We start from the raw sequence: 24,493 nt of genomic DNA, 5'->3' as shown, positions 1-24,493 counted from the left end.
GGCGGCCGAGGCGCAGCCGGGTGTGGGCGATGAGGAGCAGCCAGGTCCAGCGGTCGGCGGCCTGGGCGGCGTGCAGCTCGGGCCGGTCCTGGTGTCCTCGATGATGGGCAGCGCACCTATGAGCTCCTGGATCACGGGAGAGATCGAAGCAGGGGCGGGCTCGCGAGGACCTTCGCCAGGGCGTCGGCGATGTGGGCGGCGCTGGAGGGGTCGTCCATGAGCATGGGCTGGCGGACCCAGAACACCTCATGGGCGGCGGCCTCCGCTGACGGGCAGGGCTCCGCGCGGGCGCCCGCCTCGATCAGCGCGGGCATCGTGCCGAGCGGCGGGTAGCCGGCGTCGAGAGGGACGCCTTCCGCGGCCATGGCCGCCAGCAGGGACGGCCGCTCGAAGGGTGTCCGGATGCGGAGCATGAGCAGGTGGCGCGAGTCACGGGTGGTGCCGGGCGGCTGCGGCACCACCGTCACTCCGTCCACGCCGCCATCGGACGGCGGACGCGTCGCGCCACCGCCGCGGCCGGCGGCTGGCCCGAGTGCCGCCAGTTCGCGGTCCAGGGCGGCGGCGAAGGCGTTTCTGCGATCGATCTCGTCGTCGAGCCGGTCGAGCCAGGGCAGCAGCAGGGCGGCCTGGATCTCGGTCAGGCGCAGGTTCCAGCCGACGCGCGGATGGCCGTACCAGGCGCCGTTCAGCGTGCGGCCCACGTTGCAGGCCGACCAGACGGCCTCGTGCACCTTCGGGGAACGGCAGACGATCAGCCCGCCCTCCCCCGCCGTCATGGCCTTGCTGGACTGGAAGCTGTAGACCCCGGCGTCGCCCAGCCCGCCGACGGGGCGGCCCCGGTAGGCGGCGCCGTGCGCCTGGGCCGCGTCCTCGACGACGGCCAGTGCGTGCCGTGCCGCGATCGTGTTCAGTGCGTCCATGTCGGCGGGGCTGCCCGCGAGGTGCACCGGCACGATGGCGGCCGTGCGAGGGGTGAGCGCCGCCTCGACGGCGGGCGGCGACAGGTGGAGGTCGGCGGCGTCGACGTCCACGATCACCGGCGTGGCGCCGGCGAGCAGGACCGCCGTGGCCGTCGCGACGAACGTGTAAGCCGGGACGATCACCTCGTCGCCGGGTCCGACGCCGAGGCCGCGCAGCGCGGCGAACAGACCGAGGGTGGCGTTGCCGACGGCGACGCCGTGCTCGACGCCGGAGCGGCGGGCGAAGGCGGCGACCAGGTCCGCGCAGGCCGAGCCGTCCTGGGTGGCGCCCCATCGGCCGCTCTCCAGGACGGAGGTGACGAGCGCGCGCTGGGCGGCGTCCAGCGGGGGCGGCCACGACGGCCAAGGCTCGGTGCGCACGGGGGTGCCGCCGTCGATGGCGAGCTTCATGGACGGTCTTGGGGACGGGTTCACGGACGTGGTCCTTCCGCGCGGAGGATGCGGGCGAGGTTGCCGCCCTGGATCAGGGCGCGGTCGGCGGGGTCGAGCGGGGCGAGGGCGACGCGGCCGAAGCCGGTGCGCAGGTCGAGGAAGCAGGCGTCGGAGCCGTAGATCACGCGGTCCGCGCCGACCAGACCGGCCAGCCGGGCGATCCACCGCCCGGTCATCTTGGACCCGCAGATCTCCAGGTGGACGTCAGGATGGTCGCGGACGAGCCCGGCGGCACGGACGAAGCCGTGCGGCCAGAGGCCGGCATGCCCGAGCAGCAGCGGGACACCGGGATGCCGCCGCGTCACCGTGACGAACCGCTCCGGGTCGCTCCAGGGCGAGTCCGTCTGACCGTGGGCGAGGACGGGCAGGCCCAGCTCCCAGACGGGGTCGTAGCGGCGGTCGTCGAGCGCGCACTGGTGCACGTCCGGATGGATCTTGACGCCCCAGACGCCCCGCTCCACGAGGCGGTTGCGCTGGTGCGGGTTGTAGACCTGCCAGACCCCGAACCGGCCGGGGTGCCGCTCGGCGGCCTCGAACGCGAGCCGGTTGCCCTCCTCGGCGCTGGGGCCGACGGCGAGCAGGTGGCTGATGCCGATGGCGTCGATGCCGAGGCGGTCCATGAGGGAGACCATGCCGCCGGCCGTCGGGTCGGGGATGAGGAAGTCCGGCCACGAGCCGAGGTGCCCGTGCGCGTCCAGAATCACCGCAGGCGTGGTGTCGGGGATCACCGGAGGTCACCTCCGTACGGGACGCGGGCGTGAGAGATCACAGCAGGTCGCCTCCCGACGCGATCAGGGCGATGTCGGCCTCCGGCAGGTCGAGGTGGTCGAGCAGGAAGCGGGGGCCGCAGTCGTCCATGACGGGGGCGCCGGTGCCGAACACCAGTCGCCCGGCCCCGAAGTGCCCGGCCAGCCATTCGACGCCGCGCTGCGTGTTGACGGTGCCGATCTCCACCCACAGGTTCGGGATGGCGGCCATGAGCTCCCCGATCGCCCGCAGCCGCCGGTAGCCGGGGTTGAGCAGCAGGATGCGCTGCCGGGGCAGCTCCCGCGCGAGCGCGAGGAGCTGTCCGGGCGTGGTCTCGTCGAAGTCGATGGCCGCTGTGACGCCGAGCGCCGCCAGCCACCGCAGGGCCGTCGGCCCGGTCAGCTCGAAGCGGTGCCGTGCCGGGCAGAGCCTGACCATGGGCACGTCCCAGTCCGGCACGGGCTCGAACGGGTCGGGCAGCAGCACGGGCACCGGCAGGAGCCGGGGGTCGCCGAGGCCGAGCAGCGCCTCGTTCCCCGCGTGGGCGTCGGAGTAGAGGCTGAGGGTGTGGGTGACGTAGGCGCGGTCGATGCCCAGCCGCTCCATCTCCGGCCGGGGGTCCTCCGGCAGGTCGTCGAAGGGGACGGGGCCGACGAGCCGGTGCGCGTCCATGACGGTGTACGCCATCAGAGCGCCGGCGGGGTGACGGTGAGCAGGGGGCAGCGCGGGTCGAGGCCGATCCTGGCCGGGTTCCGGCCGCTCGTCGGCCCGGCACACGAAGGCGCTTTCTGCGTGGCGGCCACCCGGGCCGCCTGGGCCGGTGGTACCAGTAGGAGCAGTCCGGCGGCTGGGATCGCGAGGACTGCGAGGGGTTCACGCCACACGGCCACACCTCCACAAGAGCGGGTTGCCCTATTTTGGCCCAGACCGTAATGTGCTGAGCTCGATAAGTCAATGGAGGCTGGTGTGACGGTGTTCGACGCGAGCAGGCTGATCGGCGATCTCGAAGTGAGCCTCGACGTGGATGTCCTGGTCGGCGCCTACCCCGACCGCGACGGCCCGCCGGGCACGCCGGAATCGACGCTGAACATGCTGGCCGCGCACCGCGTCCGGGCCGGGGCGGTGGCGTCCCTGCGGGCCGCCCTGTTCGACGTGCGTTCGGGGAACGACGAGGTCCTGACACTGGGCCCGCCGGTGGTGCCGGTCGGCACCGTGGACCTGCGCGACCCGATCGGCGCCGTCCGTGAGGTCGACCGGCTGGCCGAGCTCGGCGTCAGGGCCGTCAGGCTCTTCCCCGACGAGCAGGGCGTGGAAGCGGGCTTCCCCTCGATCCGCCACGTGGCCAGAAAGTGCGCGGAACTGGGCCTCACCGTCCTGACCGGCGGCGATGTGCGGCGCTTCTGGCAGCCATTCTCCGGCCTCGACGCCACCGTGGTCTTCCTGGACACGCACTTCTACCACCTGGGCGACTTCCTCGTCGCCGCCGCCGACGAGCCCGGTTTCCACACCTCGACGCGCCTGCTGAACTCCCCCGACGCGCTGGAGAGCGTACCGGCCGACCGGCTCCTGTACGGCTCACGCACCCCGCACTACGAGCCGGTCGTCCCCCTGCTGCGCCTGGCGACCAGCGGGCTGAAGCCGGAGGAGATCGCCGCCGTCGCGGGCGGCAACGCGAGGAGGCTGCTCGGATGATCATCGACGTGCACGCCCACTGGGGCCCCTGGTTCTTCACCATGGACGTGGCCGGCGCCAACATGAGCGCCATGGACCGGTACGGCATCGACCTGTCGATCGTCTCGGCCACCGAAGCGGTGATCTACGACGCGGCGGCGGGCAACCGGGCTCTGGCCTCCTGGCTGGAGACCCAGGACCGCCACCTCGGGTACGTCACCGTCAACCCCCGCAGACTCGCCGACGCCGAGCGGGACCTGCGCGCCTACCTGCCCACCGGCAGGTTCGTCGGCGTCAAGATCCACACCGACTACACCCGGTCCCCCGCCTCCTCGCCCCAGACGCGGGAGGCGCTGGCCATGGTCGCGGAGGCCGGGGTGCCCGCGCTCGTCCACACGTGGGGCGCCACGGTGCTGGACCTGGCCGAGGTCTGCCTGGACACGCCCGGCCTGCGGGTCATCGCCGGGCACATGGGCGCCGACGGCCACACGTACGCCATCGAGGCCGCCGCCGCCTGCGACCGCCTCTACCTCGAACCGTGCTACTCCCACGCCCCCGCCGGCCGGGTCGCGCAGGTCGCGGCGGCGGTGGACCCCGAGCGGCTGCTCTTCGGCACCGACTCGACCCTCATCGATCCGGCCTCGGCGTTCGGCGCGGTGGCGGCGGCGGGCCTGGACGAGGAGACGGCCGAGCTGGTCGCGTGGCGGAACGCCGTACGGCTCTTCGATCTGGACATTACGGACCGGTCCGTTATACCGTGCGGCGACCCCTCACAAGGAGTGACCAGCGCATGATCCCTCGCCGCCGCTTCCTCCAAGCCGCAGCCGCCTCCACCGTCACCTCCGCCGTCGCCCTTCCCGCCGCCCCCGCCTCGGCGTCAGCCCTGCCGGCGAGCTCTGCGCCGTCCGCCGGCCGCGAGCCGAAGGGCACGATCACCGACCTGGGCCCGGCCAGCATGGCCAGCCCCCTGGGCAACGCCGAATTCGTCGGCGACGTGCTCTACCTGGGCTCGCGCGGCCTGGCGCCCAACGTCGTGGGCGCCTGGAATCTGGGCGAGGACAAGGTGACGGCGCACTTCGACATCCCTACCGGCGTGGGCATCTGGGCGATGTGCAAGGTCGGCACCGACGTCTACGTCGGCACCCACTCCCGCTCCGACCTCTACAAGATCGACACCCTCACCGGCGCCACGACCCTGCTGGCCAATTACCCGGATCCCTACATCTGGACCATGGCCGCCTCCCCCGACGGCAAGGTCTACCTGGGCACCTCGCAGCCCGGACGCGTGCTCGAGTACGACCCCGCCACCGGCGCCACCCGCGACCTGGGCCAGGCCGCCCCTGGCGAGGCGTACGTCCGCAGCATCGCCGCCGACGCCACCCACGTCTACGCGGGCGTCGGCAGCAACGCCCACCTCGTCGCGATCGACCGGCGGACGGGCGAGAAGCGTGACCTGCTGCCCGCCGAGGTGGCCGACCGGGACTGGGTGTCGAGCATGTCGATCAGCGACACGCACGTCGCCGGCGGCATGAACTCGCTGGCGGAGCTGATCGTGCTGGAGAAGGCGGAACCGTCGGCGTACAAGGTGGTCAAGGCGACCGCGCCGGGCGAGAAGTACGTCGTCTCGGTGCTGATCCACGACGGCTGGGTCTACTTCGCCGGGCGCCCCTCGGGGACCTTCTACCGCTACAACATCGCCACCGGCGCGTACGAGGTGCTGGGCGTGCCGTTCCCGGAGGCGCAGACCGTACGGCTCCTGGAGCACGGCGGGCGCATCTACGGCGTCCAGGAGCCGGGCATCTTCGTGTACGACCCGGCCGGCGGCGAGATCAGCTACGTCAGCCATGTCGCCAAGGGCTACCGGGCGGCCCCCGAGGAGCCCATGTCCGTGCACTCCGACGGCAAGCGGGTCTACGTGGGCGGCAAGGGCGGCTGTGACCTGCACGACCTGTCCACCGGCCAGGTCACCAGGCTGCCCATTCCCGGCGAGCCGAAGACCATCATGAGCGTGGGAACCACCACGTACCTCGGCGTCTACACCCAGGCCGCCCTCTACTCCCACCGCGCCGGCGACGCCGAGGCCAAACTGCTCTTCCGCACCGGCCACAACCAGGACCGGCCCAAGGACCTCGTCCACGACAAGCTGACCGGCCTGATCGTGATGTCCACCCAGCCGGAGCCCGGCCACCAGAACGGCGCGCTCGACGTGTACGACCCGCGCACCGGCCGGCTCGACACCTACCGGCCGATCGCCGAGCGGCAGACCGTGTTCTCCCTGACCGCGCTGCTGGGCACCGTCTACATGGGCACCAGCACGCAGGAAGGGCTCGGCGCGCCGCCGGTCACGTCCACGGCCAGGCTCGCGGCGTTCGACCTGCGCGGCCGCCGGGTGCGGTGGGAGATCGAGCCGGTGGCGGGCGCGAAGGCCGTCACGAGCCTCAAGCACACCGCGCTCGCCCTGTACGGGGTCACCGACACGGGCCTGCTGTTCGAGGTCGACCTGCTCCGGCGCAAGGTCACGCGCACGCTGAAGGTGTGCGACCGGGGCGGGGACCTGGTGCTGGCCGGACGGTACGCGTACACCAGCGACGAGGACGCCGTCTACGAGATCGACCTGGTGAAGTTCACCTCACGCGCACTCGTGGACGGGCTGGCGAGCGACTGGTTCGGCGGCGGCTCCCGGATCAACATCGACCCGTCCCGCAGAGCGCTCTACGCGCTCAGAGGACGCAACCTCATTCGCATCGCGATCTGACCGGCGGGCGGCCGTCCCGAGGCTACGGGACGGCCGCCAGCACCTTGGCCCGCTCGCCGTCCGGCAGGGCGGGCCCGTACGGATCGTGCGCGTGCTCCTCGGGCACGAGCCCCTCCGCGGCGGCCAGCCAGGCCATGCGCTGGACGTAGCCCTCCATGGGAGCCGTGAACGTGGCCGCCGCCAGCCGGTCCAGCCGCGCGGACGCCTTCTCGAAACCGCGCAGGTCCTCGCCCTCGTACGCACGCATCACCGCCGCCGTCGTCTCCACCGACGCGGCCGCGATGCCCACCAGCGCCGCCTGCGCGCCCCACAGCAGCGAGGGGGCGAACATGCGGTCCTCGCCGGTGATCGCCAGGCGGCCGGCCTCGCGGGTGAGGGCGATCGTCTCCTGGCATCCCATCGCGTCGGACAGCAGCGCCGTCTTCAGACCGGCGACCCCCGGCAGGCTCAGGATCCGGTGCAGGGTGGCGGGCGGGCACGGGTCCGTGTAGAGGTCAAAGGCGATGATCGGCAGCCCGGCCGCCGACCACACCGCCTCGTGCAGCGCCACCCGGTCCCCCGGCTCCGGGAACACGAGCACCCCGTCGGCCCCCAGCTCGGCCGCCATCCGCGCGTCCGCGATCGCCCCGTCCTCCGAAGAGCCGACGCCGACGATCACCGGGACGCCCGCGCGACGGGCGCGTACGATCAGGCCGCCCCGCACGGCCGCGGGCAGGAAGGGCCCGCGGCCGGTGTGGGCGAGCACGGCCAGCGCGCCCGCGCCCGAGGCGACCAGCCGCAGGAAGTACTCCTCCGCGACGTCGAGATCCACCTCCCCCGCCGGGGTCATCGGCGTCAGCGCCGCGGCGGCCAGGCTCCCGCGCAGACGGTCACGCAACCCGGCGGCCCGCGCGTCGATCGGCATGCTCATGCTCGCTCCCTCACGTTCAGGCCGACCAGCGTAGGCCGTTCATCCGCGCGAGGGGGAGCCGGTCACTTCAGGCCGGTCATCGCGATGCTGTTGACCAGGTAGCGCTGCAGCAGGAAGAAGACCACCAGGCACGGCACCGCCGAGACGGCGGCCGACGACATCAGCATCGACCACTGCAGCTCCTCCGTCTTCAGCACCGTCAGGCCGACGGTCAGCGTCCGCGTGGCGTCGCTCTGCGAGATCACCAGCGGCCACAAGAAGTCGTTCCAGTGCCACAGGAAGACGAACACGCCGAGGGTGGCCAGGATCGGCTTGGTCAGCGGCACCACGATCGTCCAGTAGACGCGCAGCTCCGAGGCCCCGTCGACCTTGGCGGCGTCGAACAGCTCATCGGGCAGCCCCAGGATGAACTGGCGCATCAGGAAGACCGCCTGGGAGTTGGCCAGCGTCGGCACGATCAGCCCCCAGAAGGTGTCGACGCCGTCGAGGTCGGAGACGAGCACGTACAGCGGGATGAGCGTGGCCTGGAACGGCACCATCATGGTGGCGAGGAACGTCCACAACATGGCGTCGCGCCCGGGGAAGCGCTTCTTGGCGAACGCGTAGCCGGCCATCGACGCGGTGAGCAGGATGATCACCACCGACACGCCCGAGTAGACCAGCGAGTTGAGCGTCCACTCGGCGAACCCGGACGCGTTCAGCACCTGCGTGATGTTGTCGAGGGTGAGCGAGTCCGGCCACTGGGCCGGCACGGTGGGCTCGCCCCTGGGCGACAGCGCCACGATCAGCATCGCGGCGAACGGGCCGAGCGTCAGCAGCGAGATGACCGCGAGCAGCGTGTAGAGCGGCCACCGCCGGCCGTGGCGGCGGCGCTCCACGGCCGGCCGGTTCTGGACGGCGGGGCGCGTGGCCGTCAACGTCATACGTTCTCCTTGCCGACGAAACGGCGCTGGATCAGCGAGACGACCAGCACGATGGCGAAGAGCACCATCCCCCAGGTGGCCGCGTAGCCGAACTCCCAGAACCTGAAGCCGCGTTCGAAGATGCCGTAGATGAGGGTGTAGCTGGCCTTGGCGGGCCCGCCGCCCGTCATCACGTAGATCGTGTCGAAGACCTGGAACGAGGAGATCGTCTCGATCACCAGGACGAAGAAGATCGCGGGCTTGAGCAGGGGCAGGGTGATGCCACGGAAACGCTGCCAGGGGCCGGCGCCGTCGACCTTGGCCGCCTCCAGGTAGGACCCGGGGATGGCCTTGAGCCCCGCCAGCAGGATGAGCATGGAGTAGCCGAAGCCCTTCCAGCACGAGACGAGGGCCAGGGCGGGCAGCACCAGCTCCGCCCGTTCCATGAAGGCGACGGGCCCGAGGTCCAGCTTAGCCAGCACCCCGTTGATCAGGCCGTCGAACTCGTAGATCCACCGCCAGATGAGGCCGGCGAACACGAAGCTGGTCACGTACGGCAGGAAGAGGATGCCGCGGAACAGCCCGCGCAGAAAGACGATCGAGTTGAGCAGCAGGGCGCTGCCGAGCGCGACAGCCATGACGAGCGGCACGTAGATGGCGGTGTAGACCAGCGTGGCCCGCAGGCTCGACCAGAAGTTGGGGTCGTTCACCAGCCGCGTGTAGTTGTCGGCGCCGACGAAGTTCCAGTCGCCGCCGATGTTCCAGTTCGTCAGGCTCATGCCGGCCGCCCCGAGCGTGGGGAAGATCTTGAAGATCAGGAACAGCACGAGCACCGGGAGCACGAACAGCAGCCCCGTGATCGGGTCACGCAGGCGTCCTCGTCGGTCCCACCTTTCCCGGACGGGCCCGCCGGAGCGGGCCCGGGTCGCCTCAGCCACCGCTGGCCAGCAGTTCGTTGGCCTCCTTGGCGGCGGCGTCGAGGGCCGTCTTGGCGTCCTTCTGGCCGATCAGCGCCGCCTGGATGTGCGCGGCGACCATCGCCATGACCTGGCGGGCCTTGGGGTGGGTGTCGCCGGGGAAAGCGTACTCCAGCGACTTCGCGAACTCCTTGGACGTGGCCGACTGGTCGGGGATCGTCACGTCCGTACGCGCGGAGAAGAAGCCGGACTCCTTGGCCAGCGGCCCTGCCACCTCGGGCGAGGCGAGGTAGGTGGCGAGCTTCCTGGCCGCGTCCTTGTTCTCGGAGTGCTTGGCGAGGACGACGCCGCCGGCGATGCCGAACGCCACCCGCTTGGCCCCCTGCAGCGGCAGGCCGATGCCGACGTTCTCCGCGCCGATGGCGGCGCCGAGCTGGTCGGCGTTGAGCGCCGTGGCCGCGTGGTACATCGCGGTCTTGCCGCCCGCGAGCGTGCCGCCCTCGATGTCGTTGCCCTTGCTGGCGGCGTTCTCCGGCAGGCCGCCCAGTGCCTTGAGGTCGAGCAGGAACTGCAGGCTGGCGATGCCCTCCGGGCTGTTGACGGTCACGCTCTTGCCGTCGGGGGAGAACACCGAGCCGCCGTTGGCCCACAGGATCGGGTAGAAGCTCTGGTTGAGCGAGATCTCCGGCTTGCCGGGATAGTCGAGAACGGCGACCTTGTTGGCGGCCAGTTTGGGGGCGGCCTCCTTGAGCTCGTCCAGCGTCTCCGGCACCTTGGTGACGCCCGCGTCGGCGAAGAGCTTCTTGTTGTAGATGGGGGCGGTGATCGTCTGGTAGATGGGCACGCCGTAGAGCTTGCCGTTCACTGTGAGCGCGGTGAGGGCGTTGGGCAGGTAGCCGCTCCTGTCGGCCGCGACGATGTCGTCGACGGGCTCAAGCGTGCCCTGCTCGGCGTACTGCGGGATCTGGTCGGGGCCGAGGACGACCAGGTCGAAGCCCTTCTTGGAGGCCAGCGCCGTGGTCACCTTCTCCTGGCGGCCGTCCCAGGGCTGCTGGTCGATCGTGACGTCGATCGAGGGGTTCTTGGCCTCGAAGTCCTTCTCCACCTTGTCCCAGAAGGCATTGTTCTTGGCCTGGTCCGAGATCACGGGGTACATCCAGAGCGTCACCGTGCTCTTGTCCGAGCCCGAGCCACCGGATCCGCACGCGCCGGTGACGACGGTGAGGGCGACCGCCATGCCTGCTGCCGCTAGCTTTCTCATTGGCGGCTTCCTTTCCTGAATACCGGTCCTGACCGAAACCTAGTGATGGGGGGATGTCGCGGTCAATCCCTGATACATGAACGTAACTAGGCCCGGGCGGAGTAGTCCGCGACGGCCTCCGCGATGACCTTGACGTGCTCGGACGTGTAGTGCTCGTTCCATTCGACGGTGAGCAGCGTGGCCGCGACCAGCCGTTCGGCCTCGGGGCAGGGGGCGGGGCGGTAGTCCCGCAAGGGGTAGCGCGAGGAGCCGTAGATCGGCCCGTCCCACAGCGGGGCGTGGTTGAGTGGTTCGCGCAGATAGCCGGCCCGCGCGGGGACTCCGGCCGCGCTCAGATGCGCGGCCAGCGCGGCCGCGTCACCGCCGGGCAGGACGATCGGGAACAGCCACCACGCGTGCCCGTCCGGCCGCGGCAGCCCGAGGCCCAGGTCGAGCGCGCGCAGAGCCGCGACCAGCTCGGCGGCCGTGCGGCGCCTGGACTCGACCACCCCGGGCAGCTTCGCGAGCTGGGCGCGGGCGACCGCCGCCTGCAGCTCGGTCATCCGGTAGTTCAGGCCGAGGCTCTCGTGCGAACGGCCCGCGGCGCGGTCCCATCCCTTGTCCGCGAACAGCCGCATCCGCCTGGCCAGCTCGTCGTCGTCGGTGAGCGTCAGGCCGCCGTCGCCGCAGGTGATGTGCTTCCACTGCTGCAGGCTCAGCGTGCCGACGTGGCCCGCGGTCCCCGCGTACCGGCCGCCGGGCAGCTCGGTCAGCCACGCCTGCGCGCAGTCCTCGATGAGCGTCAGTCCGTGCCGGTCGGCCAGCCGGCGCAGCTCGCCGACCTTGGCGGGCGCGCCGAACAGGTGCACCACCATGATGGCGCGGGTGCGTGGCCCGATGAGCGCGGCCACCGCGCCGGGGTCGAGGTTGCCGTCGGACGGATCCACGTCGGCGAAGACAGGAACCGCGTTCTGCGCCAAGATAGGGGCCACGGTCCCGAAGTCCGTGATCGGCGTCGTGATGATCTCGTCACCGGGGTCCGGCGCCGCCGCCACGACCGACAGGTGGAGGGCCGCGGTGCCGGAGGAGCACGCGATCGCGTGGCGGGAGCCGTACAGCTCCGCGACCTCGCGTTCGAGTGCTCGCGCCTCGCTCCCCCAGACGGAGTTGAGCATGCCGGAGCGGATCACCCGCTCCAGCGCCGCGAGCTCCTCGTCGCCGACGGTGCGGCCCGCGGGTTCGGCCATGTTGGGAAAGTGCAGGGTCACCGGATAGCCTTTCGGTCTGGACCGTAAAATGGAAGGAGACGCGGGTGGGTTTCGTCATCGGAGTCGTCGGCCCGCACGATCTGGTCGACGATGTCGCGGCCACCTGCGAGGAGCAGCCCGGCGTGAGCACGCTCCGGCTCGACTACGACCACGAGTCGCAGGCGCCGGCCATCGTCGAGGCCCAGGCGAGCTCGGTCGAGGGCTGGCTGTTCACCGGCATCGTGCCCTACATGCTGGCCCGCGGCGCCGACGTGCTCACCCGCCCCGCCGTGTTCGTCGACTACTCCGGCGCGACGCTGCTGAGCGCCCTCGTACGGCTCCAGCACGAGGGCCAGGACATCACCCGCCTGTCCATCGACACCATCGCGCCCGCCGACGTCACCGCCACGTTCGTCGAGGCCGGGCTGCCCACCGGCGGCCTGCGCACGCTCGGCTACCGGCCGGAGACCACCTCCAAGAAGATCATCGCCTTCCACCGCCGCTCCCCCGACCATCCCGTGATCACCTGTCTCAGCTCGGTGCACGAGGCGTTGCGCGGCGACATGCAGGTGCTGCGGCTGGCGCCGTCGGAGCACTCGGTGCGCACGGCGCTGCGCCAGCTCCTGCTCACCGCCGAGGGCCAGGCCCAGGAGGACGCGCAGATCGCGCTCGGCCTGGTGGAGGTGGACGGCGAGGAGGGCCTGCTGCGCGAGGCCGGGGCGCTGGCCGGCACGCTGGCCGGGTTCCGCGGGGGCACGCACCTGCTGGTGACCACCCGCGGCCCGCTCCACGACGCCACGGGCGGCTTCACGGGCCTGCCCATGCTGGCGCGGCTGGCCGCTCACAGCAGCGTCGCGCGGGTCGGCTTCGGCCTCGGGCGCAGCGCCGCCGAAGCCGAGAGCCTGGCCCGCCGCGCCCTGGCCAGGGCCAGGCGCATCGGCAACGTGGCCGCCGTGCTGTCCCTGCGCGCCGACACCGACATCGTGCTGGAGTCGGTGATCAGCGCGCCCTCCGGCGAGCAGAGCCTGGCGCTGATCGCGCGCCGCGTGGGGCTGTCGGTGCCGACGCTGGAGAAACTGCTGCAGGCCCGCGACGCGGCCGGCGGGGAGGCGCTGACCACCCGAGAGATCGCCGAGCGGCTCGGCGTCCAGCAGCGCACCGCCCGGCGCATGCTGCACCGGCTGGAGCTGGCCGGACTGGCCGAGCGCACCGGCAACCTGACCAGCGGGTCCAGCGGCCGTCCCCTCACGCTCTATCGCCTCACCCTGTAGCCGCTCTCTTTCAGGCCAGCCATCGGTCCAGCCCCTGGGCCACGAAGTCGTCGTCGCGCAACCAGGGGTAGGCGGCCCAGATCCGGTCGATCTCGGCGAGCTGCCCGGGCGACAGGTCCTCCTCGGGATCCAGGCACCAGCGGCCCGCCAGCAGCCCCTGGCGGCGCAGCACCTCGTGGATGCCGGGGATGCAGCCGCGGAAGCCGTTCGCCGAGTCGAAGATGGCCGCGTTGGCGTCGGTGAGGTGGCCGTCGAGGCCGAGCAGCCGGCGCACCGCGGCGTCGTCGCCCGTCCGCGCCAGCTTGGCCTCCTCCAGCAGCTCCACCGCCCGCCGCACCCAGACGGCCCACTGGCCGAGCAGGCCGCCCACGAACTCCACCTCCACCTGCCGCCCGTCCACGACCACCCGGTGCGAGGTGATGAGGTCGGCCAGGATGTGGTCGTCGTTGCCCGTGTAGAGCGCCACCTCGCCGGCCCGGCCGGCCCGTACGACGCCGTGCAGCACGTCCAGCGTGCGGTAACGGTCGAAGGGCGCGACCTTGACGCCCACCACGGACTCAATGCTCGCCAGCCGCGTCCAGAAGTCGCGCGACAGGGGCCGCCCGCCCACCGCGGGCTGCAGGTAGAAGCCGATCACGGGCAGCACCTCCCCCACGGCCCTGGCCCGCGCGAGCAGCCCTTCCTCGTCGAGCTCCCGGTGCGGGCTGAGCAGCACCATGTGGTAGCCGAGGGACCGGGCCAGCTCCGCCTCCGCCACCGCCTGGCGGGTCGGTCCGGTCGCGCCGGCCACCAGCACGACCTCGCGGCCGGACTCCTTGGCCGTGCTCGCGGCCAGTTCGAGCACGGGCGCGAACAGGCCGCCGCCGTGGAGGGCGAACTGCGTGGTGTGCACGCCCACCGCCAGCCCGCCGGCGCCGGCCTCGACGTAGTAGCGCGTCAGCGCGCGCTGGCGGCGCTCGTCGAGCCTCCTGTCCTGCGTCAGGGCCAGCGGGTGCGCCGGGATCACCAGACCGCGCCTGAACAGGTCGCGTACGGACGTCTGCGCCTTCGAAGCCGTGCCGAGCACGTGAGGTCCCCCTTTGTCGTTGCCGTGTGTAGTGAGCACGTGCTTTTAGAAACGCCCGTCGCGGCGGTCGAACTTGGTGGGCTTGCCCAGCAGCGGCCCGCCTTCGGCGACCCAGCGCGCGGTGTGCTCGACCAGCTCGGCGGGGGTCAGCTCGGGGTAGCCGAACAGGCGGTGGCAGCGCGAGGCGTTCGACAGCAGCGCCGTCGGCGCCGGCTCACCGGTGAACACCGGCTCCCTGCCGAGCGCCTCGCCGAGGGCCAGCGCCGCCTGCCGCACCGAGATCAGCTCGGGGCCCGTGACGTTGAGCACGTACGGCGGCACGTCGGCGAGCAGCAGCGAGCGCAGCGTCACCTCGTTGGCGTAGCCCTGCCAGACCACGTTCACCTGGCCCGTCGTCAGGTCGACGGGCTGTCCGGCGAGCACCTTCTGCGCGAGGTCGACCAGCACGCCGTAGCGCAGCTCGACCGCGTAGTTGAGGCGCAGCAGCGACATCGGGGTGCTGTTCCGCTCGGCGAAGTGGGTCAGCACGCGTTCCCTGCCCAGGCAGCTCATCGCGTAGTCGCCGACGGGCCCGAGGGGCGAGTCCTCGGTGCTGCCGCCCTCGGCCACGGGGACGAGCGGATAGACGTTCCCCGTGGACAGTGCGGCGATCCTGCTGCCCGCGAACCGGTCGGCGACGCGTCCCGGCAGGTAGGTGTTGGTGAACCAGGCGGCGTGCTCGCGGCCGCTCGTGCCGAACTTGGCGCCCACCAGGAACACCACGTTGGGCGCGTCCGGCAGCTCGCCCAGGGCGGCCTCGTCGGCGACGTCGGCGGTGATCACCGTGGCGCCCTCGTCCCGCAGCGCCGCGGCCAGGCCGGGCTCGGAGAAACGGGACACCGCGATGATCCGCCTGTCGCCGCCGGTGGCGTTCAGCGCCAGGCGTACGAGGCTCGGGCCGAGCTTGCCGCCGGCTCCCAGGATCATGATGTCGCCGTCCAGCTTGCCCAGATCGTCGACGAGCCCCTGGCTCGGCCTGGCCAGCCGCTCCTCCAGCTCCGCTGTCGTCCGCACGCGGTCTCCTCCGAAGTCGATTTACGGCCCAGACCGTAACTGGGCGAAGCGGCGGCTGTCAACGGGGAGGCGGCGCTTCTCAGGCGGTCAGCAGGCCTCGCGCGCGTGGATCAGCACGTCGAGGATGGCCCTGGTCTCGCTCCACGGCACGGGGCTGGGCGCCCCGCCCACCATCGCGAGGAACGCCTCCATCGTCGCCTCGTACCCGAGGTTGCGGACCGGGTCGTCCCCGCCGTCGATCACGATCGTCTCGCTGCCGTCGCGCCCGTGCAGCGTGACGCTGTAGGACTCCGGCTCCGACACGCCGAGGACCTCGACGGTCGCGGTGACGCCGTCGTCCCAGCGCAGCGCCATCACCCCCGTGTCCTCGGAGCGGAGCGCCGCGTAGTGCCGCCGCGCCCCGGCCGCGCCAGCCAGCCGCACGTCGGGGCCGAGCAGCGCCACCAGCAGCTCCACGCCGTGGAGGCCCATGGTGACCATGGTGCCGCCGCCCTCGCCCGGCGTGTCCTGCCAGGCGTTGTAGCCGGTGGCCCACAGGCCGACGTCGTGCCGTACGGTCGCCCGCACCGCCAGCACCTCACCGCGATCCACCCGCGTGCCCGCGAAGCCGGGGGCGAACCTCAGCACCGAGCTCGACAGGACCCGGTCATGGATGGGCAGCCGGTCGAGCGCGTCGAGCTGGGCCCGGCCGGCGGCGGCGGGTTTGTTCACGAAGCAGGGCAGCCCGGTCTCCAGCACCTGGGCCAGCGCCCGGGGAACCTGCGGGTTGGGCACGGTCAGCACCACCCCGTCGAGCCGGCCCGCGAGCGCCTCCTCCAGGCTGCCCGCCACCTTCGCCCGCGGGTGCTCGGCGCTGAAGCGGGCGAGCCGCTCCGGGTCGGGCTCCCACACCACGAGCTCCGCGTGGCGGGACAGGGTGCGGGCATCGGTGTAGGGGTGGCTGGTGGCGAGCCCGGCGAGTGCGATGCGCACGGTCTGTCCCTCCATATCGGAAACGGCGGCGGCAAGCCTAGCCATCATGACAGCCCGTCATTGACGGGCCCGGCCTGCCAGGTTACGGTCGGGACCGTTATCACGCATGCACGAAGCCCCTGGAGGTGGCGCTGTGCACGTTCCCTCGACAAGGTACGGGCGCGCGACGGCGGCGGCGGCGCTGCTCGTGGCGCTGCTCGTGGCGCCGTTCACGCCGGCCTCCGCGGCCGACCTGCGGCTCGTCAATGACGGTTTCGACAACGGCCTGACCGGGTGGAGCGGCTCGCACAGCCCCGGCGGCGTCGACCCCGTGCTCTGGGACGGGCGGACCACCGCCCGCGTCACCGACACCGACCCCGCGGCCGCCTACGGCAGGGAGAGCATGCCCGGCCTGCCCGCCACCGAAGGGACGCGCTACACCCTGAACGCCCAGGTCTGGGCCGAGAGCGGCACGGCACATCTGTACCTGCGCTTCAGGGACGCCTCCGGCCGGCTCCTTCCCGGCGGCGCGAACGCCTCGGCGACAGGGCGGCGGTGGAATCGCGTGACGACTGCGGGCGTCGCGCCCGCCGGCACGGCCACCGTCTCGGCCCTCATCTATTCGGGCGTGGCCGACGTGGGCACCGCCTACTGGGACGAGGTGCTGATCACCAAGAACGTGACCGATCTCGGCGTGCAGATCGAGAGCAGCGTGCCCAACGCCACCACCTTCGCCGGCGGCAGCGCCTACGCCCTCTACACCGGCACCGCCGACGTCAATCCGCAGCTCGCGGTCATCGACCTGGCCACCGGGACGACGACCAGGAAGATCACCATCCCGGACAGCGCGGCCACGCCGACCGTCGGCGGCTGGGCGGCGGCCACGGCCACCGACGGCAGCGTCTACCTCGGCACCTACCCGAACTCCAAGCTCTACCGGTACGTCCCCGGCCAGTCCACGATGAGCGACCTCGGGCGGGCGGAGGGCGGTTACTCCTTCATCTGGGACCTGGAGGCGGGCGCGGGCGGCAAGGTGTACGGCGGCACGTACAACGACGGCCGCTACTTCAAGTACGACAACGGCGCGTTCACCACCATCGGCAGCGTGCCCATCGTGACCGGCGCCCAGTACGTGCGCAGCCTCGCCCACGACCCCGACGCCAACGCCACCTACCTGGGCACCGGCACGAACGCCGCCCTGATCAGGTTCGACAACGTCACGGGCCGCAAGGACAGCCTGCTTCCCGCGGCCTACGCGAACAACTCCATGGTGGGCGGGCTGACCTGGACCGGGGGCAGGCTGTTCGCCTGGATCGACCGCACGCTGCTCGTCCTGCGCGTCGTCCGCGCGGCCGACGGCTCGTACGCCGCCGAGACCGACGCCACGATCAAGGACGTGGACCTGCAGCACTCGGCGGCCCGCGACGGGAAGATCTGGTTCGTCAAGGAGGGGCTGCTGCACTCCTACGACGTGGCCACCAGGTCCGTGCAGGCCACCTCGGTCCGTCCCGGGCTCGACGTCACCGGGTACACCTGGTCCGGCGGCACCCTGGTCGGGCTCGGCGGGGCCACGGACGGCACCAGGATCTTCAGGTACGACCCGGCGACCGGCGACTGGAGCAGCACACCCGTCTCCGGCACCCCCGTGCTGCCGGCCGCGATCAACACCCTCGGCACGGGACCCGACGGCCGCGTCTACACCGGCGGCTACCTGACCGGCGGCTTCGGCGTCCACGACCCGCTGCGCGGCGACGGCGACGACGGCAGGCCCGACACGCCGACGCCCAACAGGCTCAGCCAGACCGACAGCATGCTGGCGCACGACGGCCGGCTCTACATCGGCGCCTACCCGTCGGCCAAGCTCTACGCCTACGAACCCGGCGGCTCCTGGCCGCCCGCGCTGCTGCACGCCGGCGGTGAGGCGGGCGACAAGGCCGACGACTGCGAGCCGGGCAAGGGGCCGCCGCCGCAGGACCGGCCGTACGCGCTCGCCGGCGGCCCGGACGGCGCCGTCTACATGGGCACGGTGCCGAAGTACGGCAAGCGCAGCGGGGCCCTCACCGTCTGGAAGGAGGGCACGGCCGCGCGGACCCTCTGCGTGGCGCAGGACCAGGCCGTCGTCTCGCTGGCCTACGCGGGCGGCAGGGTGTTCGGCGGCACGTCCACGCGCGGCGCGCTGGGCGTGGACCCGGTCTACGCGCCGGGGGCCTCGGCCACGCTCTTCTCCTACGACCCCGCCACCGGCGCCGTACGCCTGCATCCCCTCCCGCTGACGGCGCCCAAGGCCGTCACGGCACTCAGGGAGGTGGACGGCGAGCTGTGGGGCCTGGCGGGCGGCTCGCTGTTCACGCTCGATCCCGCGCGGCCCGGGACGATCACCACGAAACGGCTCTTCCCCGACCCCGACTACGCCGCTCATCCCAGCCTGGCCTGGCGCGACGGCGTGCTGCTGACCGTGCCGCAGGATCCCGGCCACGTGTACGGCACTCTCGGCGACCAGATATTCATGATCGACAAGTCGACTAAGTCGGTGACCGTCCTGCTGACGGCGGACGGCATGGAAGGACTGACCGCCGACGGCTTCGGCAACCTCTACTACAAGCACGACGAGCGGCTGTACCGGCTCGCTCGATGACCCGCGCGGGCGTTCAGCGCGTCGCTGGAGGCCGACTTCGAGGTCACCGACCCCGCCGAGCCCGGTATGATCACCCCGGCCCGCACCAGGAGCCCATCCTGACGGAGCTGCTGGACGAGGTCATCGCCTGGTCGAAGGCGCTGCGCACGCTGCGCGAGCTGGCAGCGGCCTGACCGATCGACGTTGGAGACCATGTGATGCGTTACCGGTTGCTGGGCCGTACCGGCCTGAGAGTGTCGGAGCTGTTCCTCGGCGCGATGACCTACCGGCAGGTGACGCCGGAGGTGCGGCGGATCTTCGACCTGTACGAGGAGTCGGGCGGCAACGTGGTGGACACCGCCTCGATGTACGGCGACAGCGAGCAGGTCGTGGGCGAGCTGCTGCAGGGCCGCCGCGACCGCTACGTGCTGGCCACGAAGTACACCCCCACCCGTGACCGCACCGACCTCAACGCGGCCGGCAACCACCGCAAGAACCTCGTCCTGTCGCTGGAGCGGAGCCTGCGGCGGCTGCGTACCGACTACCTCGACCTGCTGTGGGTGCACGTGTGGGACCGGCACACGCCGATCGAGGAGACGATGCGGGCGCTGGACGACGTGGTCCGGTCAGGAAAGGTGCTCTACGTGGGCATCTCCGACGCGCCGGCCTGGGTGGTCAGCCGGGCCAACACGCTCGCCGAGTGGCGCGGGTGGACGCCGTTCGCGGGCCTCCAGGTTCCCTACAGCCTGCTCCAGCGCGACATCGAGCGGGAGCTGCTGCCGATGGCGCAGGCGTGCGGGATCAGCGTGGCGGCGTGGGGCGTGCTCGCGCGGGGCGTGCTGTCCGGCCGGTACGCCGAGCCCGGCGCGACGGCCTCGCGGGTGTCGCCCGAGTCCATCGGTGAGCGGGACCGGGCCGCGGTGCGGGCCGTGCTGGACGTGGCGGGCGAGCTGGGCGTGACGGCCTCACAGGTCGCGCTCGCGTGGGCGCTGCGGCGCGGCGTGCACCCGATCGTCGGCACGAGCGGCGCCGAGCAGCTCAAGGACAACCTGGGCGCCTCGGCCGTGGCCCGGACGCTGCCGGAGGAGGCGATGCGGCGGCTGGAGTCGGCGGTGGCGTTCGAGCTGGGCTTCCCCGGCGACTTCGTCGGCGAGGTGGACCGCAGCCCGGACATCTACGGCGACGCCCTCCCCCACCTCGACGGCCGCTGACCCGGCACCGGCTCGGCAGGCTCAGCTCGATTCCCACGCCGGTTCCGTGCTCGGCGCCTTCACCTGGGCGACTTCCGCGAGGTCGTCGAATTCGGGCAGACCGTCGGCGGGAGCGCGGACGACACCGACCTGATTCGGCCTGGGCGGCGCAATGGTCCTGGGCGGGCCCCAGCTCACGATGTCCGTCGTGGCGCCTCCCTGGGTGTAGTACTTCTCCTTCTCCTGCGTGGAGAAGCCCGAACCGAATTTGAAGGGCAGCCCTTTCGCGTCGAAATAGAGCGTCCAGCTCACGACCTTGTTCGCGTAACTCGCGTCCGGCCGTTTCCCTGCGACCTGCCGGAAAGTGGGCGAGAGGGCGTACAGTTCGGCGAACGTGAGGCTGCCCCTGTAGAACCCGGTCCTTTTCAGGTCCGCGGTCTTGCCCGCGGGGTTCGGCAGATTGAATTTCTTCTCGTCGGCGTCGGCGATCAGCGCTTTCAGCGTCCCGAGCTCGAAGATGTTGATGACGTGGTCACTGAAGGCCGTGGCGCCCGCTCCACGATCGCCGCGCCGCGCCCATGTCTTTCCCTGGGGCAGGTCCGCGGTCCACAGCCGTCCCGTGGTGTAGAAACGGCCCTTGGTGTTGATCCAGCGGTGCGGCCGGGTCTGCGCGACCAGGCTCCGGGAGACCGGGTCGCCTTCGGCCGCGCGCTCCTTGGCGAGCGGAAGCAGGTGGCGGTTGAAATCCACCCGGCGCGTGATGCTCGCCGCGACGACCCCGCTTCTGCCGAGGACCAGCGTTCCTTTCTGTATCGGGTTGTAGCGGAACACCTGGGCCGTGTGGTTGGGGTATTTGTTCCGGTTATTGATTTCTACGGAGCCGTACTGCGTGAACGTCACGCTCGCGCCTCTGGCGAGCTGCTCGCGTACCGCACGTATGACGTCGGGAGCGGCGGCCTCCGCCGCGGACGGAACCACGAGCAGGGCCGCCGGGCCGACGATCAGGGCGGATAAGAGGGATGGCAAACGGCGCATCGAAAAGGGCCTCCGAGACCTGGCACAGCAACCGGGTGATCTACAGCAGCCCGGAGCGTACCAGTTCCCTCGAATTACTCACGGCGCAATCTCAAGAGGCCGGCGACGGTCACGGGTACGAGGACGACATGGCACAACGCCAACGCGATCTTGCTGGGGGCGTCGAAGTCGGCGGGCATCGTCATGACCGGGATGGTGCCGAGCGCGATCACCGGGGCGACGACCAACGCCGTGGGCACCACCCATGGCCAGATGCGGGTGAGCACCGCCACCACGGTCATCCCCACCAGCAACGGCAGGACGGTGAAGCCGGCGACGGTAAGCGCGTCGACCTCGGCAGGCCGGCCCGCGGCGGTGAACCGGAAGCCGCCGCCGGCCGCACGCCCGAGCCCGTAGATGACGAGGTTGAGCAACAGCGCGGCCGTCACGGTGGCGACGACGGTCTTCGAGGTGTTCATCCGGCTCTCCGCTCTGCGCGCGTCAAGGCCGCCGCTCGCGGCGCAGGTACGTCTCGATGCGATCGAGCGCACCGGCCCAGACCTCCCGTACGAAGAAGTCACGCACCTCGGCCGCCGGGAATCCGGACTGCACCGCGGTGAGGAGCGTTCCGTCGGCGTGCTCTTCGAAGGTGACCTCGACTGTGGTCGTCATGGTCATGCCGTCCGGGCTGACGCCGGTGGACTCGGTGACCAGGCGGTGCGGACGGTCGATGACCAGGAAGGTCTGCGTCTCACGGAACAGGGTTTCGGGATTCGGTCCCCACACCGCGGTCTGCTTGCCCCCGACCCGCAGGTCCACGTCGATCTCCACGAAGCCGGGCGTCTCGTCGAGGATGCTGAACCAGATCTTCTGCTTCTCGGCGTCGGTGTAGGCGTCGAAGACCTCTTCCGGGGTCGCGGGCAGGACACGGCTCACGCGCAGTTGAGCGGTCTCGATGTTCTGGATCATCGGTCGTCTTCCTTCCTGAGAGTGAAGTAGGCGTCGAGGCCGTCGAGCCGACGTTCCCAGAGCCGCTGGTAGAACCTGATCCACGACATGGCGTCCTCCAGTCGTTCGGCGCCCAGGCGACATCGCCGTGATCGGCCGACCTTCTCCGTGGTGACCAGCCCGGCGTTCTCCAGGACCTGTACGTGCTTCTTCATGCCGGTGAGCGACATGTCGAACGGCTCGGCCAACTCACCGATCGTGGCCGGACCCTGGCCGAGCCGGACGAGGATCTGTCGTCGCGTCGAATCCGCCAGGGCAGCGAACGTCCGGTCAAGGACCTCTTGCTGAACCATATGGTTCACTATACGACACTGAACCGAAAGGTTCAACAACCGGCGGGCCAGCGGCCCGTGGCCCTGGCGGTCTCGATGGCGGCATGGCCTGCCGGCTGCATCCGGTCGGCGGCCGTCAGCGCCTCGGCCCTGGCGACGTTGATGCCGGACCAAGGGCTTCGGCGGGTGCGCGGCGAGTAGCGCTGCAGGTAGTGGTCGCCGTCGAACGCCCGGCGGTGGCTGTCGATCCTGCCCGCCAGGCGGCGGCGTCGTCCAGGAGCAGGGCGTCGCCGGTCATCGCGGTCAGCCCTTCCGGCCCGCGAGGACGTCCATGTAGTGCTGGTTGGCCATGATGCCGAGGATGTTGCCGAACGGGTCGCGCACCGAGGCGGTGACGAACCCGGGGCCGCGCTCGGTCGGCTTGTCGAACGGGGTGGCCCCCATCTCCAGCAGCCGCTCCCAGGCCGCCTCCAGGTCGTCGACGGCCCAGTAGGCGATCGCGCCGCCGCCCTCGGTGCTCCAGCAGTCCGGGGCGAAGCGCGCGTCGACGATGCCGAGCTCGTGCTGGTAGTCGCCGACGCGGAACTCCACGTAGGCCGGGTCGCCCTGCTCGGGCCGCTGGAAGTAGGCCCGTACGCCGAGGAGCTCGGCGTACCAGTCACGGGCGGCGACGACGTCGTGGGCGTAGAAGCTGATGGTGGTGAGTCCGCGGAGCATGTTTCTCTGCCTTCCGTCCGGTGGCTTGTGAGATCGATGCTTCCAGGCAAAGTGCTCACCCAATGAGCACTTTCCGCCGCCGATTCGCGGCACCCGCGAGTCAGTGATCCCCTGGCCCCTGTCCCTCAGCCGGCGATCGAGGCGTTGGCCTCCGTGACGAACTTCTGGGCGGCGGCGTCCGGCGTCATCCGGCCGAACAGCACCTCGTGCGTGTACCGCGTGAGGATGTCCTCCATGGCGCTGGCGAGCTTCGGCGGCGCGGAGGGCGGGTCCGTGAGCTCGCCCGCGATCTCCTTCAGGAACGCCACGGTCTTCTTGTCCACCTCGGGAAGCTTGCCGGTGACCGCCGCCAGCACCTTGGCGTTGGCCGGCAGCCCGCGGTCGCTGAGGACGATCCCGCCCGCGTCCGGATCGTTGACCATGAAGTCGATGAACGCGGCCGCCTCCGCCCGGTGCGGGGACTTCGCCGCGGCGGTGTAGAACATCGCGGGCTGCAGGAACATGCCGCCCGACGCGGCGTCGCCCGCCTTCGGCATGCGCAGCAGGCCGACCTGCTTGCCGCCCGCCGCCTTGCTGATCGCGCCGAGCTCGTTGCTCCACCACATGCCCATCGCGCCGTTGCCGGTGGCGAACAGCGAACGGTCGACGTTCTGGGCGGCCAGCTCCACGGTCTTGGCGACGCCGGGAGAGCCCTTGGTGGCGACCAGTCTGCGTTGCAGGGCCCACCACGCCTTCAACGTCCTGGGCGAGACGCCGATCCTGTTGCCGTCGTAGAAGCGCTCACCGCGCTGGGCGGCGAAGATCTGCAGGAAGGCGGGGTTGAACGCCTGCTGCGTGCCGTAGATCCGGCCGCCGGTCCCGGCGGTGATCGCGGCCGCCAGAGCCGCGTACTCGTTCCAGGTCCATGTGGTGTCGTCCGGCAGTTTCCGCCCCGCCTTGCGGAACGCCTCCGGGTCCACGACGAGGGACCAGGCGTTGACGCCGGTGGGGATGGCGTAGCGCTTGCCGCCGATGGTGCCGGTGGCCAGCACCTTGGCGTCGATGTCGGCGGTGTCGACGATGTCGGAGAGGTCGGCCAGCGTGCCGCGTTCGGCGTACTCGCGCAGGCCGCGGATCTCGAGCGTGATGACGTCCGGGGCCTGGTCGGCGGCGACCTTGGTGGCCAGCGTCTCGTAGTAGTCACCGAAGCCGGAGAACTCGCCCACGACGTCGATGTCCGGGTGTTTCTCCTCGAACTTCCTGATCGCCTCTTCCGTCATCTCGTGCCGCGCTTCGCTGCCCCAGTAGAAGAACCGCAGCTGGGTTCTGCCGCCGTCGCCGCCGCACGCCACGGTGGTCGACAGCACGACGGTGGCCAGCACCGTCGCCATCAGCGGTTTCTTGCCAGAGCCCACGGGTTCGCCTCCTGAGGGGATGGAGGACCTGTTCCGGTCCGGTGGTCGCACAGCACGATGATCGACATCGTGAAGATCGACATCGTGAACGTCGGAGCTTACAACGCCGCGGAGCGCGGTACGACCGATCCTGAGCGGGGTG

General features: G+C 71.3%; 23 protein-coding genes. 6 read left to right on the top strand and 17 right to left on the bottom strand.

From position 1 onward, the window contains the following. Nucleotides 1-131: 131 nt before the first annotated feature. From SMD20_RS08690 to SMD20_RS08680, 3 genes are read right to left on the bottom strand one after another with little or no spacing between them, the layout of a single operon-like run. A complete protein-coding gene (locus SMD20_RS08690) occupies nucleotides 132-1,370 on the bottom strand; it encodes a DegT/DnrJ/EryC1/StrS family aminotransferase (protein WP_329577389.1) in 1,239 nt (412 codons plus the stop codon). Nucleotides 1,371-1,390: 20 nt separating this feature from the next. Continuing rightward, entirely contained in the window at nucleotides 1,391-2,140 is a 750-nt protein-coding gene (locus SMD20_RS08685; protein WP_329577387.1) for an amidohydrolase family protein, read from the bottom strand. Between the two features lie 37 nt (nucleotides 2,141-2,177). Beyond that, nucleotides 2,178-2,846 carry an amidohydrolase family protein gene (locus tag SMD20_RS08680; protein WP_329577384.1) on the bottom strand — a complete coding sequence of 223 codons (669 nt, stop codon included), beginning with the start codon at nucleotides 2,844-2,846 and terminating at the stop codon, nucleotides 2,178-2,180. 279 nt (nucleotides 2,847-3,125) lie between these two features. Here SMD20_RS08680 and SMD20_RS08675 point away from each other — a divergent pair, with 279 nt between their 5' ends. Genes SMD20_RS08675 through SMD20_RS08665 form a run of 3 tightly spaced genes read left to right on the top strand, consistent with a single transcriptional unit; the run spans nucleotide 3,126 to nucleotide 6,585 of the window. Beyond that, nucleotides 3,126-3,851, top strand: a complete 726-nt coding sequence (locus SMD20_RS08675) for an amidohydrolase family protein (protein WP_329577382.1) — start codon at nucleotides 3,126-3,128, stop codon at nucleotides 3,849-3,851. Further along, entirely contained in the window at nucleotides 3,848-4,624 is a 777-nt protein-coding gene (locus SMD20_RS08670) for an amidohydrolase family protein (RefSeq protein ID WP_329577379.1), read from the top strand. The genes SMD20_RS08675 and SMD20_RS08670 overlap by 4 nt, the downstream gene beginning before the upstream one ends. Beyond that, a complete protein-coding gene (locus SMD20_RS08665; protein WP_329577377.1) occupies nucleotides 4,621-6,585 on the top strand; it encodes a hypothetical protein in 1,965 nt (654 codons plus the stop codon). Before SMD20_RS08670 ends, SMD20_RS08665 begins: the two co-directional genes overlap by 4 nt. 22 nt (nucleotides 6,586-6,607) lie before the next feature. Here the strand turns inward: SMD20_RS08665 and SMD20_RS08660 are convergent, their stop codons facing one another. The 5 genes from SMD20_RS08660 to SMD20_RS08640 form a co-directional block, all read right to left on the bottom strand. Continuing rightward, entirely contained in the window at nucleotides 6,608-7,495 is an 888-nt protein-coding gene (locus SMD20_RS08660; RefSeq protein ID WP_329577374.1) for a dihydrodipicolinate synthase family protein, read from the bottom strand. A 62-nt stretch (nucleotides 7,496-7,557) separates the two neighbouring features. After that, nucleotides 7,558-8,418 (bottom strand): carbohydrate ABC transporter permease, encoded by an 861-nt coding sequence (locus tag SMD20_RS08655; RefSeq protein WP_329577371.1) that lies wholly within the window; start codon nucleotides 8,416-8,418, stop codon nucleotides 7,558-7,560. Next, nucleotides 8,415-9,335 (bottom strand): carbohydrate ABC transporter permease, encoded by a 921-nt coding sequence (locus SMD20_RS08650; RefSeq protein ID WP_329577368.1) that lies wholly within the window; start codon nucleotides 9,333-9,335, stop codon nucleotides 8,415-8,417. Before SMD20_RS08650 ends, SMD20_RS08655 begins: the two co-directional genes overlap by 4 nt. Next, nucleotides 9,328-10,575, bottom strand: a complete 1,248-nt coding sequence (locus tag SMD20_RS08645; RefSeq protein WP_329577366.1) for an ABC transporter substrate-binding protein — start codon at nucleotides 10,573-10,575, stop codon at nucleotides 9,328-9,330. Before SMD20_RS08645 ends, SMD20_RS08650 begins: the two co-directional genes overlap by 8 nt. 86 nt (nucleotides 10,576-10,661) lie before the next feature. Continuing rightward, entirely contained in the window at nucleotides 10,662-11,801 is a 1,140-nt protein-coding gene (locus SMD20_RS08640) for a DegT/DnrJ/EryC1/StrS family aminotransferase (protein WP_329577365.1), read from the bottom strand. A gap of 65 nt (nucleotides 11,802-11,866) precedes the next feature. Here SMD20_RS08640 and SMD20_RS08635 point away from each other — a divergent pair, with 65 nt between their 5' ends. Continuing rightward, nucleotides 11,867-13,072, top strand: a complete 1,206-nt coding sequence (locus SMD20_RS08635) for a hypothetical protein (protein WP_329577362.1) — start codon at nucleotides 11,867-11,869, stop codon at nucleotides 13,070-13,072. Nucleotides 13,073-13,082: 10 nt separating this feature from the next. Here SMD20_RS08635 and SMD20_RS08630 read toward each other — a convergent pair whose 3' ends face one another. The 3 genes from SMD20_RS08630 to SMD20_RS08620 all read right to left on the bottom strand — a co-directional run bounded on the left by SMD20_RS08630 (nucleotide 13,083) and on the right by SMD20_RS08620 (nucleotide 16,163). After that, entirely contained in the window at nucleotides 13,083-14,138 is a 1,056-nt protein-coding gene (locus SMD20_RS08630) for a dihydrodipicolinate synthase family protein (protein ID WP_329577358.1), read from the bottom strand. Nucleotides 14,139-14,183: 45 nt separating this feature from the next. After that, on the bottom strand, nucleotides 14,184-15,191 hold the full coding sequence (locus SMD20_RS08625) for an NAD-dependent epimerase/dehydratase family protein (protein WP_329577356.1): 1,008 nt from the start codon (nucleotides 15,189-15,191) through the stop codon (nucleotides 14,184-14,186). Nucleotides 15,192-15,278: 87 nt separating this feature from the next. Continuing rightward, nucleotides 15,279-16,163 carry a Gfo/Idh/MocA family protein gene (locus tag SMD20_RS08620; RefSeq protein WP_329577353.1) on the bottom strand — a complete coding sequence of 295 codons (885 nt, stop codon included), beginning with the start codon at nucleotides 16,161-16,163 and terminating at the stop codon, nucleotides 15,279-15,281. A gap of 133 nt (nucleotides 16,164-16,296) precedes the next feature. Here SMD20_RS08620 and SMD20_RS08615 point away from each other — a divergent pair, with 133 nt between their 5' ends. Together SMD20_RS08615 and SMD20_RS08610 are read left to right on the top strand one after the other, a co-directional pair. Next, nucleotides 16,297-18,777, top strand: a complete 2,481-nt coding sequence (locus SMD20_RS08615; RefSeq protein ID WP_329577351.1) for a hypothetical protein — start codon at nucleotides 16,297-16,299, stop codon at nucleotides 18,775-18,777. 197 nt (nucleotides 18,778-18,974) lie between these two features. Next, the gene (locus SMD20_RS08610; RefSeq protein ID WP_329577349.1) at nucleotides 18,975-19,967 is read left to right on the top strand and encodes an aldo/keto reductase; all 993 of its coding nucleotides are present in this window, start codon (nucleotides 18,975-18,977) and stop codon (nucleotides 19,965-19,967) included. Nucleotides 19,968-19,988: 21 nt separating this feature from the next. On the opposite strand, the gene SMD20_RS08605 is transcribed toward SMD20_RS08610, so the two are convergent. From SMD20_RS08605 to SMD20_RS08580, 6 genes are all read right to left on the bottom strand, one after another. Then, nucleotides 19,989-20,981, bottom strand: a complete 993-nt coding sequence (locus SMD20_RS08605) for a hypothetical protein (RefSeq protein WP_329577347.1) — start codon at nucleotides 20,979-20,981, stop codon at nucleotides 19,989-19,991. Between the two features lie 74 nt (nucleotides 20,982-21,055). After that, a complete protein-coding gene (locus SMD20_RS08600) occupies nucleotides 21,056-21,439 on the bottom strand; it encodes a DUF6069 family protein (RefSeq protein WP_329577344.1) in 384 nt (127 codons plus the stop codon). A 22-nt stretch (nucleotides 21,440-21,461) separates the two neighbouring features. Further along, complete coding sequence (locus SMD20_RS08595; RefSeq protein WP_329577340.1) at nucleotides 21,462-21,929, bottom strand: SRPBCC family protein; 468 nt, start codon at nucleotides 21,927-21,929, stop codon at nucleotides 21,462-21,464. Then, complete coding sequence (locus tag SMD20_RS08590; protein WP_329577337.1) at nucleotides 21,926-22,261, bottom strand: ArsR/SmtB family transcription factor; 336 nt, start codon at nucleotides 22,259-22,261, stop codon at nucleotides 21,926-21,928. The genes SMD20_RS08595 and SMD20_RS08590 overlap by 4 nt, the downstream gene beginning before the upstream one ends. A gap of 282 nt (nucleotides 22,262-22,543) precedes the next feature. Beyond that, nucleotides 22,544-22,957 (bottom strand): VOC family protein, encoded by a 414-nt coding sequence (locus tag SMD20_RS08585; RefSeq protein ID WP_329577334.1) that lies wholly within the window; start codon nucleotides 22,955-22,957, stop codon nucleotides 22,544-22,546. Between the two features lie 125 nt (nucleotides 22,958-23,082). Further along, nucleotides 23,083-24,351: an ABC transporter substrate-binding protein gene (locus SMD20_RS08580; protein WP_329577333.1), complete on the bottom strand. Its 1,269-nt coding sequence runs from the start codon at nucleotides 24,349-24,351 to the stop codon at nucleotides 23,083-23,085. Between the last annotated feature and the right edge of the window lie 142 nt (nucleotides 24,352-24,493).

The sequence above is a fragment of the Nonomuraea sp. LP-02 genome (genome assembly GCF_036289125.1).
Classification (GTDB): domain Bacteria; phylum Actinomycetota; class Actinomycetes; order Streptosporangiales; family Streptosporangiaceae; genus Nonomuraea; species Nonomuraea bangladeshensis.
The sequence above is the reverse complement of the archived record's forward strand: the minus strand, read 5'-3'. Positions and strand labels throughout refer to the sequence as shown.

Excerpts from the sequence above, each read along its gene's own strand:
- SMD20_RS08670 (WP_329577379.1), top strand. The coding sequence starts at position 3,848 with ATGATCATCGACGTGCACGCCCACTGGGGCCCCTGGTTCTTCACCATG.
- SMD20_RS08655 (WP_329577371.1), bottom strand. The coding sequence starts at position 8,418 with ATGACGTTGACGGCCACGCGCCCCGCCGTCCAGAACCGGCCGGCCGTG.
- SMD20_RS08585 (WP_329577334.1), bottom strand. The coding sequence starts at position 22,957 with ATGCTCCGCGGACTCACCACCATCAGCTTCTACGCCCACGACGTCGTC.
- SMD20_RS08600 (WP_329577344.1), bottom strand. The coding sequence starts at position 21,439 with ATGAACACCTCGAAGACCGTCGTCGCCACCGTGACGGCCGCGCTGTTG.
- SMD20_RS08605 (WP_329577347.1), bottom strand. The coding sequence starts at position 20,981 with ATGCGCCGTTTGCCATCCCTCTTATCCGCCCTGATCGTCGGCCCGGCG.
- SMD20_RS08660 (WP_329577374.1), bottom strand. The coding sequence starts at position 7,495 with ATGAGCATGCCGATCGACGCGCGGGCCGCCGGGTTGCGTGACCGTCTG.
- SMD20_RS08690 (WP_329577389.1), bottom strand. The coding sequence starts at position 1,370 with ATGAAGCTCGCCATCGACGGCGGCACCCCCGTGCGCACCGAGCCTTGG.
- SMD20_RS08590 (WP_329577337.1), bottom strand. The coding sequence starts at position 22,261 with ATGGTTCAGCAAGAGGTCCTTGACCGGACGTTCGCTGCCCTGGCGGAT.
- SMD20_RS08665 (WP_329577377.1), top strand. The coding sequence starts at position 4,621 with ATGATCCCTCGCCGCCGCTTCCTCCAAGCCGCAGCCGCCTCCACCGTC.
- SMD20_RS08595 (WP_329577340.1), bottom strand. The coding sequence starts at position 21,929 with ATGATCCAGAACATCGAGACCGCTCAACTGCGCGTGAGCCGTGTCCTG.
- SMD20_RS08680 (WP_329577384.1), bottom strand. The coding sequence starts at position 2,846 with ATGGCGTACACCGTCATGGACGCGCACCGGCTCGTCGGCCCCGTCCCC.
- SMD20_RS08640 (WP_329577365.1), bottom strand. The coding sequence starts at position 11,801 with ATGGCCGAACCCGCGGGCCGCACCGTCGGCGACGAGGAGCTCGCGGCG.
- SMD20_RS08645 (WP_329577366.1), bottom strand. The coding sequence starts at position 10,575 with ATGAGAAAGCTAGCGGCAGCAGGCATGGCGGTCGCCCTCACCGTCGTC.
- SMD20_RS08610 (WP_329577349.1), top strand. The coding sequence starts at position 18,975 with ATGCGTTACCGGTTGCTGGGCCGTACCGGCCTGAGAGTGTCGGAGCTG.